This window comes from Streptomyces sp. NPDC051364, assembly GCF_040682115.1.
In the GTDB taxonomy this organism is placed as follows: domain Bacteria; phylum Actinomycetota; class Actinomycetes; order Streptomycetales; family Streptomycetaceae; genus Streptomyces.
The window spans coordinates 1-17,608 of record NZ_JBFBAH010000033.1; the positions used below are offsets into that span (position 1 = coordinate 1).

A 17,608-nucleotide genomic window follows, 5' to 3' on the forward strand; every position below is an offset into this window, starting at 1 on the left:
CAGCGCCGACGCCGTCAACACCGGCGATGCGACCGCTGTGGGCGGAGACGGCACCGGCACCGGCGGCCAGGTGAACAAGCAGACCATCAAGGACCAGCTCAAGGACGAACTCAAGGCGAAGCTCGGCAAGTGAGGACGGACAACCCCATAGCTCCCCGGGCACACTCCACGGGGAGCCGCCCGACACAGCGGACGCGGACGCCGGAGAGGCGCACAACCTCTCCGGCGTCCGCATGCCCTGCCGCGACCCCCCACATGCAAGGGTGCTCGGGGCCGATGATTTCACCACCCGCCGAGCGCAGTTTCGAAGGGCACGAGTCTGTCTGCCTGCTTGCGTCCCGTGCCGGCGAAAGGTCGGCGCCGCGCTGGACGGGCGCCGCCGCGGCGGCGTGGAGGGCGGCCGTGCGCAGTTCGCGGCGGGCGGTCTCGGCGTCACCCGGCAGGACGGTGCAGGCAGCGGCACCCTGCGTGGCGTCCAGGAGCAGGGCGATGACGTCGGGGCCGGGCTCCGAGTGGGTGCGTACGTGAACGCCGAGCAAGCGCGGTACCCACCTGGCGAGCTGGTTCCGGATGTCTTCGCAGAGCCGGGATCCGGCGTCGTCGGGCGCCGCCCGGACGATGATGTCGTCCATGCCTGCCATGGTGGCTGCCCCCACCGACAATGCCACGGTCCGCGGCCTGGCACTCCTGATGGTCGGGGCGTGGCCGTCAGGAGGTCAGGGTGCCGGGGTAGGTGTCCCCGGCGAGGTGTGCCTGCATTTGGGCGATCGGGCCTGCGACGCGTCAGCGGTTGAGGCGGGCGCGCCGGGCGGCGGCGAGGTCGAGCACATCGTCGATGGCGGTCCGGGGCGGACTGCCGAGGTTGACGGTGTGGCTGCGCAGCATCGAGACCAGGTGCCGACGGGGATTCGGCGGGGATGCCTCGGTCGAGAGCGGCGGCGAGCATATCGGCGAGCTCGCGCGTGTGGTGGGCGAGGGCGTCGGCGGCCTGCCGGGCGGCCTCGGCGGGGCGGTTGCGGCGCGTGAGCTGCTGGGTGAGGGTGGCGAACGCTTCCCCGGGTAGGGCGCCGTGGAGTTGCTCGGCGTCGAGCTCGTCGGCGAGGCGGCGCAGCATGGCGGCAGCGGTGGCCCGCGGGAGATTCGAGCGGACGTCGGCGGCCGGCGCCACTTTGAAGCGGCAATGGCACATCCGTAAGCGGAGCGGCCTGCACGCCCTCCGCTCCGAGTGACATGAACAGCGGAATCGTCAGGACTGCCGCGCCGATCCATGCCCGTAATCGCTTCATTTGTCGCCTATCTGGATTCGTTGACGATCTTTCACGCCACTGCCCACTCTGCCCTCTTCGCCAAACGGGCCGTAGCATCGACCGATGCGGAAGATCGACACGCTGATACCGGAGCGGGGGCAGCCTGACACCGTTGCCCTGCACGCCCACGACCCCAACGCAATCGCCCGCTACGTCCTGGACACCGGCAACGCCTGGTGGCGCCGCCGGATCTGCGCGCACGCGCTCGTCGGCCGGGTCCCGGAGGCCCGAGTCCCCGGCCTCGTCGACCGGATCCGGGACGAGGACGAGACGGCCGAGGTGCGCATCGCGCTCCTCGACCTCCTCGCGGGCCGGACGGAGCTCCTGCCCTGGCTGCTCGACAAGGAGCAGCGGGGGGACGATTCGTGCGGCGTCGCGGAGGCGGCCCTGAAGGCCCGTGGCCTGCTCGGCGACCGAACCGCCGCCCCCGGCCTGTCCACGCTGGCGGCCTCGTCCTGGCAGCGGTGGCGGGAGATCGGGGAGGCCGGCCTCGACGGTCTGGTGGGGCACCACGGCGCCGAGGCGGTCCTGGCCGAGCTCGGCGAGGACCGGCCCGAGGACCGCCGCTTCGCGCTCCGGACGTGGCACCACGCGGGGCAGGACGTGACGCCGTACCTGGCCGACCCCGACCGCGGCATCGCGCACCTCGCCCAGTCGCTCGTCGCGGCCCCCGGCCGACTGCGCGCCTTCCTGGACGAGGGCCCCGCCCCCGAGGCCGCCGTACGGGCCGCCTGCGCCCTCCATCAGCTCACCGAGGACGCCGCGGAGACCCGCCGGATCGACGAGCGGCTCGGCAGCCCGCGGACCGAGGTCGACGGCCTGGACGAGGAACTGCGCCAGGCGATCGTCCACGAGTACGCCCCCTGGTGCGAGCGGCAGAGCGATCCCCGATGGCTCCTCGAGGCCCTGTGCACCGAACCGCCCGGCCGCCCGGACCTGCCTGACCAGCTCGCGCGTGCGACCGCCGCGTTGACCGCGGCCGCTCTCGCCCCGGACCCGCCGGTCTCCGCCGGGGACCACCACCAGCAGGGCGACGGCACCTATCACGTGATCTCGTGCGGCGACGAGGACATCTACGTCAGCACCCTCGGGCGCTTCGTCACGGGCCACGACGACCGGCACCCCGCCCGCCGGGCACTGGAGGAAACCGGTTTCCGCTGGATCGACGGAACCACCGGCCGCATCCGGGTCACCGACCTGTGCGTGTACTACTTCGGCAGACGCGAGCCCCTCGACGTCGACACCCTGCTGTTCTACTGGCAGGACTGAGCCGACAGGACCGAGAAGGCTCCGCACACCGGATCCGGGGTGCGGAGGGTGCGGAGCCTCCTCGGACGTCCTACCCGCCGAGACCTACCGCAGGCGGGCCATCAGACGTGCCAGACCAGGGTGATGAGCCCACTCTTGGCATCAGAGCGCAGTACCCACCTCCGGGCGCAACGCAAAAGCCCTCCACAAAGGCATCCAGGCCCTGGCGCAGCACAACGAGCCGGAAGAGCGACCCGTCACCAGCCCCGCCACGTCAAGCCCGTCACCAGCACAAACGACACTCCCCGGCCAGTGACAACAGACGGCTCCCCAGGGACAACAAACTGCAGATTCGCAGTGAGTCGGTCGTGACACCTTGACCTGCAACGACTGAGTTGCGTGACAGCATCTGAGCGCGCGATGGGCCGAGTTGAGTGCTGTGGGGTCACAGGCCGTGGGCGATGGGGTGCAGCGGTTCGTACAGCGGAAGTTCGGCGCCGCTGGGGAGTCGGATCGCAGTCAGCTTGCCCCAGCGCTGTTCGCTGACCGGGCGGGTGATCTCGACGCCCTTGGTGCGGAACTCGCCGAGCTGGGAATCAAGGTCGCCGCACATCAGGTAGAACTCGTGCTGGGGCGGACCATCGGTCGGGTGCACGGCGACTTCGGCCGGGGGCAGCTTGAAGATGAGCCAGCCGCCGCCCGCGTCGACGCCGGGAAAGTCGAGGACGTCACGGATGAAGGCACGGTCCGCCTCGGCGTCCTGGCTGTAGAGGATGACATGTGCACCGCTGATCATGGCTAGCCCCTGTCCATCGACGTGCTGACGGTCGTGTCCCCGGCATCCTGGCACGCCAAGGTCAAGAAGATCCTCGGCTGGGTTCGACGACACGGCGACTGAGTTGAATGTCAACGGAGTGCGCCACGAAGTACCACGTAATCGAGTGGAGGTGAAAGGCCGGCACCGCCGGGCCGTCGCAGCGGTCTGGTGAAGCTGGGGCAGCCTGATCCGGGGAACGCCGGGAAGGGTGGCAAGCGGCCCCGACAACGGCGGGACGTACTGGGACCACCGGACGGCGCGGGTCTGTGGAGCCGTGCCCCTCCTGCCACGTCCGTAATCAGGCCAACCGTCAGGTCAGGGGTGTGGAGCGGAAGGCGTCGAGGCCGGCGGGGGCGGGGCTGCGTTCCGGGTCGGGTTCGAGGTTGGGGTGTCCGGCGCCCAGTACGTACACGGGGGTGCGGGATGTGTTGTTCAGGCCGAGTCGTTCGACGACTGCGGCGTCGTGGAAGGCGCCGGTCTGGAACGGGCCCAGGCCGAGGGCGGTGGCGGTCAGCGCGAAGGTGTGCCCCAGGTGTCCGGCGCCCAGGAGACTGACGCGGTAGCAGCGCGGCGAGCGGTACTTAACGCGCATGCGCTCGATCACAGCGACCAGGAGGACCAGGAACGCGGCGCCGCCGAAGTGGTCCTGGCCGGCGCACAGGTCGATCGTGTCCTGGCGGGTGAAACCCTTGCTGAGCAGTTCCAGGCTGTGTTCGAGGCTGTTGTAGTGGTACATGCCGGCGGGAATGCCGGTGACGTTGGTGATGGCCATAGGCGTCGAGTTCCTGGCGGGCGCCGCCGGCAGGGCTGGTGCGGCGGACCACTGCGCCGAGCTCGTCGGAGTCGACGTAGTCGACCGGGGCGAAGCAGACCTGCAGCAAGGTGGCCAGGGTGGGCAGGGTGACGGGGCGTCGTCGAAGTCGCGGTGGGTGCGGCGACTGTAAAGGGCTTCGCCGAGTGGGGCGGTCAGGTGGACGGGGTAGCGGGGCAGCAGGACGCGGTCGGCATCGGGGTAGGCGGTGAACAGAGCGGGTAGCTTGTCGATCTCTGGCGGGTCCTGGGAGGCCAAGCTCGCGGCGGTATGAGTGTCCTGCGTGGCGTAGTGGAAGAAGGTCGCCTCGGGTTCCCAGGATCGCCACTGGTGGACGATGCGGGCGTCACGGTCGGCCTCGGCGCTGTGCTCCTCCAGCAGGAGCCCGTGCTCGCGCAGGGCGGTGACGGCGTGCGCGACCGTCGTGCTGTCCAGCGTGGTCGTAGGCCTGGGCAGCCACCGTCGTTCCCTCACAGGACCGCGGGCGCGGCAGACTTACTGACCAGCCACTTCGGGCAGGCCACACGTCAGCCCGGAGCACTTTCACCGGAATACACCCTTCCGGCAGAGCAGCCATGACGCCCACTCTGCATGCCTGCGATCATGGAAGATCCAGAGAGGGCATGACCAGGGGCCATCTCCATGGTCAGGCAGCCGTCCAGGAGTCGTCGAGGCGGCGCCGTCGATGACCCGGATGGCGCGGCGGAGCATGCGGTCCACGACGCCAGGGACCGGTTGACGGCGCCGAGTCGATCCCACGACCGCGTGGCCGGCCGGGCCGGAGGGGTTCGCAGGCGCGCTGCCCTGGACAGGATCGACGCATGTACTCCGTGAAGACCGTCCTGACGGCCACCGCCGCAATGCTCCTCGCCCTCGCCGCTCCGGCCGCCGCAATCCCCGCGGCCCCCACCACCCCGGCCCGCCCCTCCGTGTCCGCCGCGCCACGCCCCTGCGACGGCGCCGCGACCTGCTACGTCAACGTGACGGTCGCTCAGGTCTGGGTGAGCCCCGGACAGGTCCGGCCCGTGGACGCTCCGGCGACCACCAATCCCGCCGACATCCGAGGCTGGTTGACAACCATGTCCCTGGACGAGCGGCGTGAGGTCGCCGGGGAGACGCAGGCTCTCCACGGCGTCCCGGTGACCGTCGACCGCACCGAGTGGCACGGCGGTCTGCTCTGGGACCACGTATGGGTGCACGGCCAGCCCACCCCAAGGGACGAGGCAGGACGGGGCGCCTACCCCGGCTGGATTCCCGACCGGCAACTGACCTCGGAGCACCGGCGCCCGCCCGGCGGTACGCACGAGGAACGCGTTGCCCGCCCCACGGCCCGGGGCTTCGCCACCGCCCAGGCCGCGCTTGCCCGCCGTCAATCCGGGCAGGCGGGCGAGTACTCGTACAACACCTCCTTCCCGGTGAAGGCCGGTCCGCTGCCCGGAGTCGTCACCGCCTACTCCCCCAGCGGTGGCCCGCTGTTCTTCCGAGCTGACGACCTGGCGAGGGTGCCGGCCGCACCGAGCGGCGCGGACGTGGTCGCCGCCGCACGCGCCTTCCTGGGTCTGCCCTACCTGTGGTCGGGCACCTCTGGATTCGGCTACGACTGCTCCGGTCTCACCGGCCAGGTCTACTCCGCCCTCGGCGTGACGGTCCCCCGGGACGCCCAGCCGCAGTTCGAGGCGGGCGGCGGGCAGGTACCTGCCGGCTCGGCCGCGGGGGTGCGGATCACCGGTACGGAGGACCTCAGGCCCGGCGACATCGTCGCCTTCCGCCCCGCCACCGGCACCGAGGTCACCCACGTCGGCATCTATTCGGGGACGAGGAACGGCGAACCCATGATGATCAACTCGCCTCGGACCGGTGACCCGGTCAAGGAGGAGCCCATCGGTTCCACCGGCCGCGTCTACGTGGGCGCCACCCGCTTCCTCACCCGCTGACGCGCGTACGGCACTGCCGTACGGCGAACCCTGGTTCGTCGTACCACTCCACGATCTGCGGCCAGTCGGTCTCCTCGGCGGTGGGGGCGTCGGCGTGCAGGGCGGCGATGGCGGCCTGGGCCTGGTACTTGCCGTGCCGGTCACAGGCCAGCGCGCCCCGCAGGATCCCGATGCCCCCGGCGATGGCGGCCGTGTAGGCCCTCCGGTATCACGCGGCGCAGCAGGTCGGCCCGCCGGCCGCTGCCTTCGGCCTTCGTACGGGCGATGTCGTCGGCGACCGCCTGATGGACGGCAGCGGTCATCCAGCCCATCTGCGGCAGAGTCGCAGTCTCCCGACGGTCGGGCAGGGCGCCGCTCACCGCGGCCGCCCGCACTTGGTAGTGGCTGTTTCAGCCACATCCAGGTGGTGCATGCCAACGACTTCGACGCAGCGGCGTAGTTGGCGGCGGGCGAGCGGGAGCTGCCTTCGGGCTCCTGGACGTCGGCGGCCGCATCGTCATCCCACCCGTTGGCGTGGTGGCAGGCGGGACTGCCACCACGAAGGGACTGGTCTTTTGTCGCGCTTACCGCGTGGGCGTCCTTCCAGCCGGCGAAGTCCGAGGGGGACTCCTTCAGCCCGTCCCCGTCTGCGGGGCAGCGCTGGCGCGGATGGCGGAGATGACCGTGCTGGCCCAGTCGGCGGGGTCCGGGGTGTCCAGCAGAGCCGCCAGACGGGCGATATGGGTAGCGCGTTTGTCCACCGGCATGGCCAGTGCGGCTCGCAGGGTGTCCACCAGGTCATGCGGAAGCAGTGGGTCGGTCAGTACAGCCGCGGTGCCCAGGTGCTGGGCGACTCCCGCGTGGCGGGAGAGGATCAGGACGCCCGGGCGGTGGGCGGCGTGGTGTGCGGTGATGTACTCCTGGGCGGTGAGGTTCATTCCGTCGGCAAGCGAGGTCACCCAGAAGACGTCGGCCTCGAGGTAGTGGTCGACGACTTCGGTGAAGTCGAGGGTGTGTGGGATGTACTCGACGGGCTGCCAGCTGGCTGTGCTCCACCGCTGGTTGATGCAGGTGATGGCGTTCTCGAGTGCGGTGCGGGTCGTGTCGTAGGCGTGGATGCCGGGCTCGGGTGGTGGGCAGATCAGGCGGTAGCGGACCTGTTGCCGGAGTGTGGGCTCGTCGGCGAAGAGGGCGTCCAGTGCGCGGATCTTGTGGACGGGGGCTTTGGCGTAGTCGAGGCGTTCCACCGACAGCACCAGCTGGATGCCGTCGTTCTTGTGGTGCGGTCGGGACCCGGCCCGGGACCGGGAGCGGGCGAGGCGGGTGACGGCGGGGCGGTCGATGCCGAGCGGGTGCACGCCGATGTGCGGGGCGGGCACCGCAGTGCCGGCGAGGAGCCGATGGAAGTTGTCGGCGCAGTCGGGGGTGTGGAAGCCTGCCCAGTCCAGGCGGGCGAGTGAGTCGCGCAGCTGGTCGGCTGCCGGGATGCGGCGGAAGACGTCGGGGTGGGGGAAGGGGGTGTGGTGGAACAGGCCGATGGTCAGGTCGGGGCGGTCGGCCTTGAGAGCGGCGGGTACGAGCCAGAGGTTGTAGTCGTGGAGCCAGACCGTCGCGCCCTGTTCGGCGAGGGAGGCGATGTGCCGGGCGAAGGCGGTGTTGACGGCTTCGTAGTCGGCCCAGTGTGCGGGCCGGTGCCGGATGAGCTCGGGCTGGGACATCAGGGCCGGCCAGAGGGTCTCCTTGCACGTGCGGTGGAAGTACCCGGCCCACCGGTCGGGTGGCAGCGGCAGGAGAGAGAGCGTCGGGATGCCGTCAGCCTGGGGCGGTGCAGGCATAGGTGCTTCGCCAACGTGGGCGGCGGCCCATACGGCGTCCAGGTGCTCGTCGGCCAGAGCAGCCAGCAGGGTCGGCAGGATGCCGTTGGGGCTGGGGGGCGGCCGCCATGCTCCGTCGAGCCAGCACACGGGCGGGCGGTGGTAGCCGACCACCACCGAGCGCTTCGGCGGTCGGCCCAGGCGTTCGATCCCCTGCAGCACGGCGGCCGCTCCGTCAAGGGCCGAGTGGTGGACGCGGTCACTGGCAGGGACCCGCGCGGTCAGCGCGGGTTCCGCGTTGGCGACCACAACGGCGGGCGTGCCCAGGCGGAACAACGAAAGGTCGTTGAGCGAGTCCCCGGCCACCAGCATCGCCCGCCGGGGCCACCCGAGCGTCTGGGCGAGGAGCTCCAGCGCACGTCCCTTGCCGGCTTTGGGCGGCAGGACGTCGAAGTACCGGCCCGAAGCGTACGACCAGGAGCATCCCAGCGCCTCCACCACACGGATCAGCTCATCGGACAGGGCCTCGGGGGCAAGATAGAAGGAGCAGCGGCCTTCCTGGGGTACCTGTTCCTGGTACACCAGGTGCGGGAACGCCTCCAGCGCCGCCCGGACCCGTCCGGCGCCCGGCCATCCGGCGCGCAGCCGTGCCTCCAGGGGTCGGGCGTGCGCCATGCGGGTGGCGTCGACGATGGTGGACCCGACGTCGGCGATGATCCAGTGCGGGGGCGGCAGCAGGGGGTCGTCGCGAAGGAGGGCCCGGACCGATGGCAGGCCGCGGCCGGTCGCGAAGACGACCGTGATGTCCAGGTCCCCGTTCAGGGCGTCGAAGAGCCGCCGCCGGTCGTGTGGGCTCCCGCCCAGCAGGGTGCCGTCCAGGTCGGCGGCTAGCACCCTGGCGGCGCCTGACGTTGCCCTGCGGGCACTCACCATGCGGGGTCGTGGGTCACCGGGTCGATCACACGCGTCCCGTCACAGGCATCAGCATCCGGCGGATCCGGCGGGGCGTCCTGCAGGTCCCGGATCGCCTGACCGAGCCGCGCCATACGAACATCCGTGCTACTCAGGAGCCGGGTCACCAACTCCCCGGGCGCCTTGAGTGCAGAAGCCACCAACTCGTCGATGACAGGACCGGTCTGGGACACAGCACCTCCTACAGAACGGGGCAGCAGGGTGGGCCTCTCGGGCGCCGGACACAGGAGACACCCATCAGGCGCCCTGTACGTCCGTTTCCTGACCATATACACAGTTCCTGCTCGCCGGGGCGCGTCCAGCCGCGCCAGGAGGAACTGGACGGCCTGCTTGGCCGAGAGGTGGCCCGTTCTGCGCGCGGAACAGCTGAACCTTGTCGGATGGACGCCCCAGAGTGCACCGGCGATGCCGGTGGCTTAGCTTCGCAGTGTGATGCCGCGTGCCGTCCGGCCGCGACGCGTCCAGGCAGTCGAGAGGACACTCCATGGCAGTCGTGATGACCTTTTCCTGGCCCGAGATCACACCCGACGTGTACGACGCGGTGCGCCAGAAGGTGCGCTGGGAAGAGGACGCACCGGACGGGTGCGTGCTGCACTCCGCCTGGTTCGTCCATGGCGGCCTCAACGTGATGGACATCTGGGAGTCGGAGGACCACTTCAACCGGTTCATCGAGGCCAGGATCGCCCCCGTACTCAAGGGCGAACTGGGCGTGCAGAGCGACCCCGAGCCGAAGTTCTACCCCCTGCACCGGCGCTTCGTCGCCCCTGGCGTCAGCGGAGGCGGCTCCTGACGTACGCCTTCCACGCCAGGGGGACGCGTCAGCTCCGCGACGCATCACGGAGGGGCCAGCTCCTACCTGATCAGGCACTGACAGCGAAGCCGCCGATCATCAGCGCCAGTCCTCCGCGTGGTGTTCGTGCAGGAAGGCATCGAGGGTGCGGGGCGGGCGGCCGAGGATGTCGATGACGGTGGTGTTGGGGGTTTCGGGTCGGGTAATGGTGAGTTGCTGGATCTCCGTCACGTGGTCGGCGAGCCAGGTGGGCATGTGGGCGTTGCGGATGAGGTTGTCGCGCAGCGCGTCCGGGGTGAGGTTGACGTAGCGGATCTGGTTGCCGGTCAGGGCGGTCAGTCGTGAGGCGAGTTCGGGGTAGGAGACGGCTTCGGGTCCGGTCAGGGTGTAGGTGCCGCCGGCAATGTCGGGCCTCGTGAGGACGGCGGCGGCGACGTCGCCGATGTCGCGGCAGTCGATGTAGTTGCAGGGCGCGTCGCCCGTCGTGCCGAGGATGACGCCCTGGGCGACGGTGGGGGCCAGGCGCAGGAGGTTCTGCATGAACGCGTAGGGGCGCAGGATGGTGCAGGTGAGGCCGCTGGCACGCAGGTGTTCCTCGATGGCGTGGTGTCCGCGGGAGATGGCGACCGGGGAGTCGGGTTCGGCGGCGGGTGCGGAGATCTTGACGATGTGTCCGATGCCCGTGTGGGCGGCGATGTCGATGGCGCGGGTTTCGAGTTCGACCTGTGCGGGGCTGTTGGCCATGGCGAGGAAGAGCCGGGTGGCGCCTTTGAAGGCCGCGCGCAGGGAGTGGGGGTCGGTGGCGTCGGCGTACTGAACCTCGACGGGCGGTTGGTGTGCGCCGGTTATGCCGGGGACCGGCCTGTGCGGGGTGCGAGTCAGTGCGCGGACGGGTGTGCCGAGTGTGACGAGGCTGTGGAGCAGGGCGTTCCCGGTTGCTCCGGTCGCTCCCATGACAACGATCATCGTGTGCTCATTCCTTGGTGACTTCCCGGCGGCGGGTGCTGCCGGGGTGGGCTCGTGGGGCGGGTGGGCCCGTGGGGCGGGTGGGCCCGGTGCCGGGATGGGCTATGCCGGGGATGCTGTGGCGGTGCTGCGCCAGCGCAGGGTGACGATGGTGGTGGCGAGGGCTGCGGAGACGGGCAGGTCGATGCGCAGGCGCTCCAGCCACGGGGTGGTGGGTATCGGGGTGTGGGCGGGTAGCCATTGGGCGGTGAACCATCCCAGCAGGGCAGCCGCGCCGACGGCGGTGATGACGAGTGCGGCGGTCAGGGCGACGCGCGGCGTGGTGGTGGTCCACCGTCGGGGCTGCCCGCCGTGCTGCAGCCAGGTGCCGACCAGGAACGCCACCACGGCGGAGGCGCCGGCGATGGATGTGCAGGCGGCCACGGCCAGGTCCTGCTGCCCCGTGACGACTCCGGCGGTACCGGCCATCAGCGCGGGGGCGGCGTAGGCGGTCAGCACCTCGCGCCACAGGGTGAACGGCCGGGAGGCACCCCGGTCTCGGCCGGTTTTGTCCTTCGTTGCGGGCATGCTGGCCTCTTTCTCGTTCGTGTAAGGGAAGCGAAGGGTTGCGGTGGGGGCGTCAGGGCTACTCCCAATATAATTAGGCAGCTAATTATTGCCCCAAAAAAAGAGGCCGGCCCTGCCCGGAGGGCGGGGCCAGACCAGCCGACAGCCGGGTCAGTCAGCGGCCAGGGCCGCACTGCCGCGCACGACGCGGGCGAGCAGATCCAGGAACACCGCACGCTCCTCGACGGAAAGCCCGCCCACCATCGCCTCAAGCCGCCCGAAATGCTCGGACGCCATGTCGCGCAGGCGCTGCGCCCCGCGCGCGGTCAGGACGGCCACCGTGCCCCGGCCGTCCTCCGCGGACGGGCGACGGGCGATCAGGCCCTCGCGCTCAAGGCCGTCCAACAGGCCGGTGACCGTGGCCCTGGAGACACCGAGGTCGGCTGCGAGGCGCGAGGGGGATTTCTCCCCGCCGTGGTCTTCGAGGTCGGCGAGCAGGCGGTAACGCCCCGTCGACAGGCCGAACCTGGCAAAGTGCACCTCGGCCGCCCGGCCGACCCTCGCGCCCGCCGAGATCAGCCGCACCGCGACCAGCACCGCCTGCGGATCGACCTCCAGGCCGTAGTGCTCGACCTGCCGCCTGGCCTGGTCCAGCGTAGGCGCCTCGCCATCGGTATCGTCCCTCATCACGCAGATAATATGGCAGCTAATCACTTGGGTTGTCAAGGCACCTGATCTCCGGCCTTGGTACTGGTGGGTGCCGGTCGAGAAGGGCGGGCAGGTCCTGGGCAGGTCCCGACGGCGGGCAAGGGCCGCCACCTGGTCCGGGTGCGCCTCGGGGAGCTCCGCCTCGCCGCCGAGGCGGACGAGGTGGCCGGCCCGGACGAGGTGGCCGACCGCGGAGGCGGTCACCCGAGGCCGGCGCAGCAGGGCCTCCGTCAGCCGGTCCGCCGCCGCCCCGGCGCCGATCGCTCCCCGCAACTCCGCCCGGACCGCCTCCGGATCGGTGCGACCTCCACCACCGCTCGCGACCGCAGGCCCTCCCCCGCGTCTGCCGCCGGGACCGGGCCGGTCCCGGTCGCCCACCGCCAGAACGCCAACGGCACCCGCAGCCGGCTGCCCGCACTGCCGGCCCGAGATCGCCCTCGGAGTGCTGGAGTGACCAGGGACGGCAGGGTGGAGGGATGAGCCCTGACCTGCGCGTGATCGTTTACCGCCGGACGTCCGGAGCGGGCGCCGCGTCGACGGCGAGGGCCTCGGCCTCGCCGGCCCCGGCAACCTACTCGAATGCGGGCGGCGGGCCGGCCTGGACCCCGACGACGTCCACCTGGACGATGCACTGCTGATCGAGTCGCGCGGTTGGCGGGCCGGCCGCGTGGGCCCTGGACGCCGGCGAGGAATAGGCGCAGCAGTGCCGGCCACCACCCGGTGATCGTGCAGGTTCAACAGCGGGGAACGCCCGCTCCAGAGGAGCCGCGTGCACCCAGGCCGGACGTCGGTCCATCGGGCGGTTGGGCGGCCCGGTGCTACTGCCGCCAGAGCGCTCCGGTCACCGGGAAAGCCGGCATCGACATGCTCACCCATACCAAGTCAATGCCGATCTATCCTGCCGATACCGTCATCGACCATCTCTTCCCTCCCTACATCGAAGAAAAGGTGCAGGAACTCCACGAATGGTTCGAGTACTAACGGGGATGAGTAAAACGGCTGGAGCGTCAGGAAGCCGCAGCAGTCTGGTGCAGGCGGGACCGCAGGCCGAGCAGGAGCGCGGCGGTCACGGCCCAGGCGGCCAGGGTGACGAGCGGGCCCGTGACGTGGGCGCCGTGGAAGTAGCTGAGGTCGGTGATGGCACGGACGGCTGCCCCCGGCGGCAGGAGCGCGGAGACGGCATGCGCGGCCGGCGGCAGGAGATCCGCGCTGATGGCGGCACCACTGGTGGAGTTGCCCACGGTGAGCAGCAGCAGGGTCGCGGCGGGTACCCCGACGGGACCGAGGTACGTCCCCAGCAGCTTGGTGGCGAAGGCAGCGGCCGCGGCCAGCAGCGTGAGGGTGAAGGCCAGAGGGACGATCGGGGCCGGTACGGCACTCAGGACGGGCCCGGCAAGGATGGCGGCCACGGTCCCGATTGCGGCGGAGACAGCGGAGAGCAGCCAGAACCGGTGACGCAGGTGGAGCAGGCCAGCGAGGCCCAGGGCGTTCTGGGCGAGGACGAATCCTGCGAGGGTCACGCCGAAGGCCAGGTAGAAGCCGGCCAGGCCGCGCGAGTCGTAGCGGGTCAGGGGCACGACGTCCTGGGTGGTGACCTGCCGGCCCGCGCCCTCGGCGTACGCACCGACGAGGCTCTTGACGGCCGAGGTGGTGGACGGGCCGGCGGCTCCGGCGACCTCCAGGTGCAGCCGGCCGCCGGGGCCCTCGCCGAGCGCGGCCGAGACCTCGTGCCGCTCCAGGGCTCGGCGGGCGGCCGTGGCGTCGGCGGCCGGGTGCACGTCGACGCTGTGGCCGAGTGCGCCGCTCATCCGGTCTGCGAGTTCCTGTCCGGTGACGGCGATGGGGACGTGGTGGGGCTGGGGGTCACGCTGCAGGCCGATGTAACAGCCGATGAACGCGGCGGCCAGGACCAGCGCGATCACGGCAGGCTGAAGCCAGGCCCGCACGGGCGGGCGGCGGCGGGCGTCGGGGACGGGCGGGGTGGGGGCTTCGCCCACCTCGGCGGGCGCAGGGACAGCCGGGAAGGATGTGATGGGGGATTTCATGGAGGGTCTTCCTGGCCCGGTCCGGCGGTGGCGGACTGCGGGCGGCCGGGGTGAATGAGTCAGGCGGCGGACGGGACGCCGCCGAGCCCCTGCCTGACACTGCGGGTGAGGTCGTCGGCGAGGACTTCCCGCTCCCCGGCGGCCAGGCCGTCGAGGGCGAGGGCCGCGACGAGGGCGGGGTCGATCTTCTGGCCGGCCGGAATCCGGGCGGCCATGTCGGTGTCCATGTAGGCGACGTGGAGCGCGGTGACCGCGATGCCCCGCGGGGCCAGTTCCTCCCGGATCGCGTCGGTCATCGCCCAGCCGGCGGCCTTGGCGGCGGCATAGGCACCGACTCCGGCCGGGTGGAACCAGGACAGGACGGAAAGCACGTTGAGGACGGCCCCGCCCCGGTTGCCCTCGATGACCGGGACGAACGCTCGGGTGGCGGCCAGGGGGCCGAAGAAGTTCGTCTCCATCTCCAGCCGTACCGCGTCCCAGTCACCCGCAACCAGCGGGGTGCCCGTCATGATCCCGGCGTTGTTGACGAGCAAGGTGGCGTCCGAGGCGATGCGGGCGGCCTCCCGCACCGACCGTGGGTCAGCCAGGTCCAGGTGCAGGGGTACGACGCCGGGCAGGTCCACCGACTCGGGGCGGCGGGCGGCGGCGTAGACCTTGGCCCCGCGCTCGACGAGCTGGGCAGCGAGATGGCGGCCCAGGCCCCGGTTGGCTCCGGTGACCACGGCGACGGCGTCCTTCAGTTCCATGACATCTCCCAAGGGGTGGGCGGCCGGGGCATACACACTCATCCCGGCCCATTTAGATTACATTCATAATCTACACCCGGAGTAGGATAGATGCCAGTCGTCATCCAAATGAGGAGGTGCCCATGGGCCGCGTATCGCAGGCGCAGGCGCAGGAGAACCGCAGGCGGGTCGTGGAAATGGCATCGCGGCTCTTCCGCGAACAAGGCACGAGCGTGAGCGTCGCCGACCTGATGAAGGCGGCCGGCCTGACCCACGGCGGCTTCTACAAGCAGTTCGCCTCCAAGGAAGCGCTCATCGACGAGGCCGTCACGCACGCCTTCGACGAACTGGCCGAGCGGCGCGCCACCGCACTGGAGGACAACGACGGCGAGCGCCTCGCGGCCCAGCAGGCGATGATCGACGGCTACCTGTCCGCCCGGCACCGGGATTCCCCTGCCGCCGGCTGCCCCGCCGCCGCGCTGGCCACCGACATGGCCCGCGACCCGGGGGACCTCGGGGCGCACCGCACCTACGCCGACGGCGTGTCCGATTTCGCCGACTGGCTCGCCACCGACGACCAGGACGGCATCGTCCGGCTGTGCACGATGCTCGGCGCGGTCGTACTGGCCCGCGCCACCCAGGACACCCCGCTCTCCGACAAGATCCTGGACGCCGCCCGGACCGCACTGACCCCCGCGCCCTGACGGAACGGCACAGAACCGGGGGACCAACAGAGCACCGCGGCCGGGGGCGAGGCATGAAGAAGGCCGCCGACCTCGGCTTCGGGCACGAGAAGTACCCGCTGCCGGGCCGCCGGGTCCGCGACCTCGCCTCCGGTACGGAGGGCGAGCTGATGGCCGTCGTCCGCGAAGAGGTCGCCACCCACACCGGCCGATGCTGGACCCGGGGCGCCTACATCCGCCCCGAAGCCGGCGGCCGGGAACTGCCGACCGCGGTGGGCAACATCGAGCCCCTCACAACCGACTGAACCACCCCGTACCCCGGCGGATGACCGAGGAGGCTCCGCGTGCGCTCATGGTGATCGTCGCGTCGATGACGCGCACCTTGAGCCGGCGGTTTCCAGCGATCAACCGCGGCGGCCTCCCCATCCGCCAATCCGGCGCGAGCGCGCATCGATCTTCACAGGCAGCGAGGTCGGGAGGGTGTCCAGGTCCTTCGCCAGACGACGATCCTGGACGCTGGCTCTGTACACAGGAATGGGCGTCGTTTGTTGACGGCTTCGGGAGCCGCCGCGCGTGTAGTACGCATGATCAACGTCGATGAGTTCGGGCGTACTTGCAGCCCATCGGGCGTTTGTCCGTGCCGGTGCTCAGCTGCCTCCCACGAGCCCGCCACTCGGTTTCGGTCTGAACCCGGTCTTGGTGGGTCAGCGGGCCAGGGAGACTGCGAAGGGCTTGAAGCCGTGTCGGCGCAGGATGTGGGGCACGATCAGGATCATGGCCTCGGTGGCGCGGGCTGTGGTGATGCCGCCGAGGTCCTCGATCCATTCGGGCTGCCAACCCAGGTCACCGAGTAGCCCGGTGACGGTCTTCTTCGCGCGTTCGTCGTCGCCTGAGAGATAGGCGGTCGGTGGGGTGGCCAGGGTTTCGGGGGCGGTCATGACCATGAAGAGCATGGTGTTGAGGGTCTTGACCACACGGGTGTCGGGGAGCGCGGCCTGGAGCTTCTCGGCGAGGCTGCTGCCGGGATAGCACAGATCGCCCGGCAGGCCGTCAGCGCCGTCCTGGGCGGGGTTGGAGACATCGATGAGGATCTTGCCCGCGAGTTCGGTGCGCAGGTCGGTGAGGCGCTCCAGGGAGCCGTCGCCGGGAGTCGCGTTGATCACGATGTCCATGGTGCGGGAGGTGGTGCGCTGGTCAGCGAAGGCGATCCGCGGGGCGAGCCCATTGGTGCGGGCGGCGGTACCTTCGGGGCTCCGGCTACCGAGGGTGACGTGGTGTCCGGCTGCGGAGAGCTTGCCGGCGAGGTTGGTGCCGACGCGGCCGGCGCCCAGGATGCCGATGTTGGTCATGCGGTGATGCTCCTTGCGGTATCGGATGGGAAGAGCGGAGACGTCCGGTCAGGCGATCGGCGAGAGGATCTTGAGGGCGGTGGCGTGGATGCCGGGGGCGGCGGCCAGGAAGTCGCGGCTGCCCGTGTTCCAGGGTTCGCCCGCCAGGTCGGTGACGGTGCCTCCGGCTTCGGAGACCAGCAGGGCACCGGCGACCAGACCGGAGCGGACGTCGGAGAACTGCCAGAACGCGTCCATGCGTCCGGCGGCGACGTGGATGAGTTGCATCGTGGCGGGAACGGACACGCGCACGACCAGGCCGTTGATGAGCATGGCGGTGACGGAGTCACCGATCCGCCGGAAGGTGCGCTCGTCCTCGCCGGGCTTGGCCTGGCCGGTGCCGATGAGCGCGGCGCCCAGGTCGGTCTTGGCGGACACCTTCAGGGGGCGGCCGCCCAGGCGGGCACCGCAGCCGGCGACCGCGGTGTAGGTGTCGCCGGTCAGCGGCAGGTGGACGACGGTGAGTACCGGCTGGTTGTCGCGGACCAGGGTGGCGGTGACGGCCCAGTCGTCCATGCCGTGGACGTGGTTGATGTTGCCCTCGGCGGGGTCGACGACCCACCACTCCCCGGGCGGGAGCGCGCCGCCGGCCAGCTCGTCCTCGGCCCACTGCGACCCCCGCCGGGCCCGCAGCAGCGGTTCCCGTAGCACGTCCAGCACCGCGTCGTCGTTGGCGTGGATCTCGCCGACGACCTCGTCCAGACTCACGCCCCGGGCGTGCGAGGTATAGCGGTCGCGCAGCGTGACGCCGGCGGCCTTCACCGCAGCGGTCACGTCGGGCAGGAGCGTCGCGCCGGCGCCGAAAGGCATGGCTGTGCTCATGGTGGGCTCCCTGGGGGATCGGTAGAAGCGGGACGGTTGTCTCGCACCCGCAC

Annotated in this window: 18 protein-coding genes and 1 pseudogene; 6 read left to right on the forward strand and 13 right to left on the reverse strand. The window is 70.9% G+C overall.

Annotated elements, in window-relative coordinates; genetic code table 11:
• Positions 1-110 precede the first annotated feature (110 nt).
• Positions 111-632 carry a hypothetical protein gene (locus AB0M76_RS36380; protein WP_365957028.1) on the reverse strand — a complete coding sequence of 174 codons (522 nt, stop codon included), beginning with the start codon at positions 630-632 and terminating at the stop codon, positions 111-113.
• A gap of 738 nt (positions 633-1,370) precedes the next feature.
• Here AB0M76_RS36380 and AB0M76_RS36385 point away from each other — a divergent pair.
• Positions 1,371-2,576: a hypothetical protein gene (locus AB0M76_RS36385; RefSeq protein ID WP_365957029.1), complete on the forward strand. Its 1,206-nt coding sequence runs from the start codon at positions 1,371-1,373 to the stop codon at positions 2,574-2,576.
• Between the two features lie 424 nt (positions 2,577-3,000).
• Here the strand turns inward: AB0M76_RS36385 and AB0M76_RS36390 are convergent, their stop codons facing one another.
• Positions 3,001-3,351, reverse strand: coding sequence for an extradiol dioxygenase (locus AB0M76_RS36390; protein WP_365957030.1), 351 nt, complete (start codon positions 3,349-3,351; stop codon positions 3,001-3,003).
• A gap of 331 nt (positions 3,352-3,682) precedes the next feature.
• Positions 3,683-4,657, reverse strand: a complete 975-nt coding sequence (locus AB0M76_RS36395) for a SagB/ThcOx family dehydrogenase (RefSeq protein WP_365957031.1) — start codon at positions 4,655-4,657, stop codon at positions 3,683-3,685.
• A gap of 347 nt (positions 4,658-5,004) precedes the next feature.
• Between AB0M76_RS36395 and AB0M76_RS36400 the strand changes: the two genes are divergently transcribed.
• Entirely contained in the window at positions 5,005-6,117 is a 1,113-nt protein-coding gene (locus AB0M76_RS36400) for a C40 family peptidase (protein WP_365957032.1), read from the forward strand.
• Between the two features lie 34 nt (positions 6,118-6,151).
• Here the strand turns inward: AB0M76_RS36400 and AB0M76_RS36405 are convergent.
• The 3 genes and pseudogenes from AB0M76_RS36405 to AB0M76_RS36415 form a co-directional block, all read right to left on the reverse strand.
• Positions 6,152-6,310, reverse strand: a pseudogene (locus AB0M76_RS36405) (RNA polymerase subunit sigma-24); the annotation flags it as partial.
• A 418-nt stretch (positions 6,311-6,728) separates the two neighbouring features.
• Positions 6,729-8,804 carry a trehalose-6-phosphate synthase gene (locus tag AB0M76_RS36410; protein WP_365957033.1) on the reverse strand — a complete coding sequence of 692 codons (2,076 nt, stop codon included), beginning with the start codon at positions 8,802-8,804 and terminating at the stop codon, positions 6,729-6,731.
• Between the two features lie 32 nt (positions 8,805-8,836).
• On the reverse strand, positions 8,837-9,055 hold the full coding sequence (locus AB0M76_RS36415) for a hypothetical protein (protein WP_365957034.1): 219 nt from the start codon (positions 9,053-9,055) through the stop codon (positions 8,837-8,839).
• 311 nt (positions 9,056-9,366) lie between these two features.
• Here AB0M76_RS36415 and AB0M76_RS36420 point away from each other — a divergent pair, with 311 nt between their 5' ends.
• The gene (locus AB0M76_RS36420) at positions 9,367-9,672 is read left to right on the forward strand and encodes a hypothetical protein (protein WP_365957035.1); all 306 of its coding nucleotides are present in this window, start codon (positions 9,367-9,369) and stop codon (positions 9,670-9,672) included.
• 99 nt (positions 9,673-9,771) lie between these two features.
• Here the strand turns inward: AB0M76_RS36420 and AB0M76_RS36425 are convergent, their stop codons facing one another.
• The 3 genes from AB0M76_RS36425 to AB0M76_RS36435 all read right to left on the reverse strand — a co-directional run bounded on the left by AB0M76_RS36425 (position 9,772) and on the right by AB0M76_RS36435 (position 11,871).
• Positions 9,772-10,626, reverse strand: coding sequence for an NmrA family NAD(P)-binding protein (locus tag AB0M76_RS36425; RefSeq protein WP_365957036.1), 855 nt, complete (start codon positions 10,624-10,626; stop codon positions 9,772-9,774).
• Positions 10,627-10,740: 114 nt separating this feature from the next.
• On the reverse strand, positions 10,741-11,205 hold the full coding sequence (locus tag AB0M76_RS36430) for a hypothetical protein (protein ID WP_365957037.1): 465 nt from the start codon (positions 11,203-11,205) through the stop codon (positions 10,741-10,743).
• Between the two features lie 150 nt (positions 11,206-11,355).
• On the reverse strand, positions 11,356-11,871 hold the full coding sequence (locus AB0M76_RS36435; protein WP_365957038.1) for a MarR family transcriptional regulator: 516 nt from the start codon (positions 11,869-11,871) through the stop codon (positions 11,356-11,358).
• Between the two features lie 741 nt (positions 11,872-12,612).
• Between AB0M76_RS36435 and AB0M76_RS36440 the strand changes: the two genes are divergently transcribed.
• Entirely contained in the window at positions 12,613-12,873 is a 261-nt protein-coding gene (locus AB0M76_RS36440) for a hypothetical protein (protein WP_365957039.1), read from the forward strand.
• A gap of 26 nt (positions 12,874-12,899) precedes the next feature.
• On the opposite strand, the gene AB0M76_RS36445 is transcribed toward AB0M76_RS36440, so the two are convergent.
• Positions 12,900-13,937 carry a hypothetical protein gene (locus tag AB0M76_RS36445; protein WP_365957040.1) on the reverse strand — a complete coding sequence of 346 codons (1,038 nt, stop codon included), beginning with the start codon at positions 13,935-13,937 and terminating at the stop codon, positions 12,900-12,902.
• Between the two features lie 59 nt (positions 13,938-13,996).
• Entirely contained in the window at positions 13,997-14,683 is a 687-nt protein-coding gene (locus tag AB0M76_RS36450; protein WP_365957041.1) for an SDR family oxidoreductase, read from the reverse strand.
• A gap of 122 nt (positions 14,684-14,805) precedes the next feature.
• Here AB0M76_RS36450 and AB0M76_RS36455 point away from each other — a divergent pair, with 122 nt between their 5' ends.
• Both AB0M76_RS36455 and AB0M76_RS36460 read left to right on the forward strand, forming a co-directional pair.
• Entirely contained in the window at positions 14,806-15,366 is a 561-nt protein-coding gene (locus AB0M76_RS36455) for a TetR family transcriptional regulator (RefSeq protein ID WP_365957042.1), read from the forward strand.
• Between the two features lie 53 nt (positions 15,367-15,419).
• Positions 15,420-15,650: a hypothetical protein gene (locus AB0M76_RS36460; protein ID WP_365957043.1), complete on the forward strand. Its 231-nt coding sequence runs from the start codon at positions 15,420-15,422 to the stop codon at positions 15,648-15,650.
• A 399-nt stretch (positions 15,651-16,049) separates the two neighbouring features.
• On the opposite strand, the gene AB0M76_RS36465 is transcribed toward AB0M76_RS36460, so the two are convergent.
• Together AB0M76_RS36465 and AB0M76_RS36470 are read right to left on the reverse strand one after the other, a co-directional pair.
• Complete coding sequence (locus AB0M76_RS36465) at positions 16,050-16,694, reverse strand: NAD(P)-binding domain-containing protein (protein ID WP_365957044.1); 645 nt, start codon at positions 16,692-16,694, stop codon at positions 16,050-16,052.
• A 48-nt stretch (positions 16,695-16,742) separates the two neighbouring features.
• Complete coding sequence (locus tag AB0M76_RS36470; RefSeq protein WP_365957045.1) at positions 16,743-17,555, reverse strand: inositol monophosphatase; 813 nt, start codon at positions 17,553-17,555, stop codon at positions 16,743-16,745.
• Between the last annotated feature and the right edge of the window lie 53 nt (positions 17,556-17,608).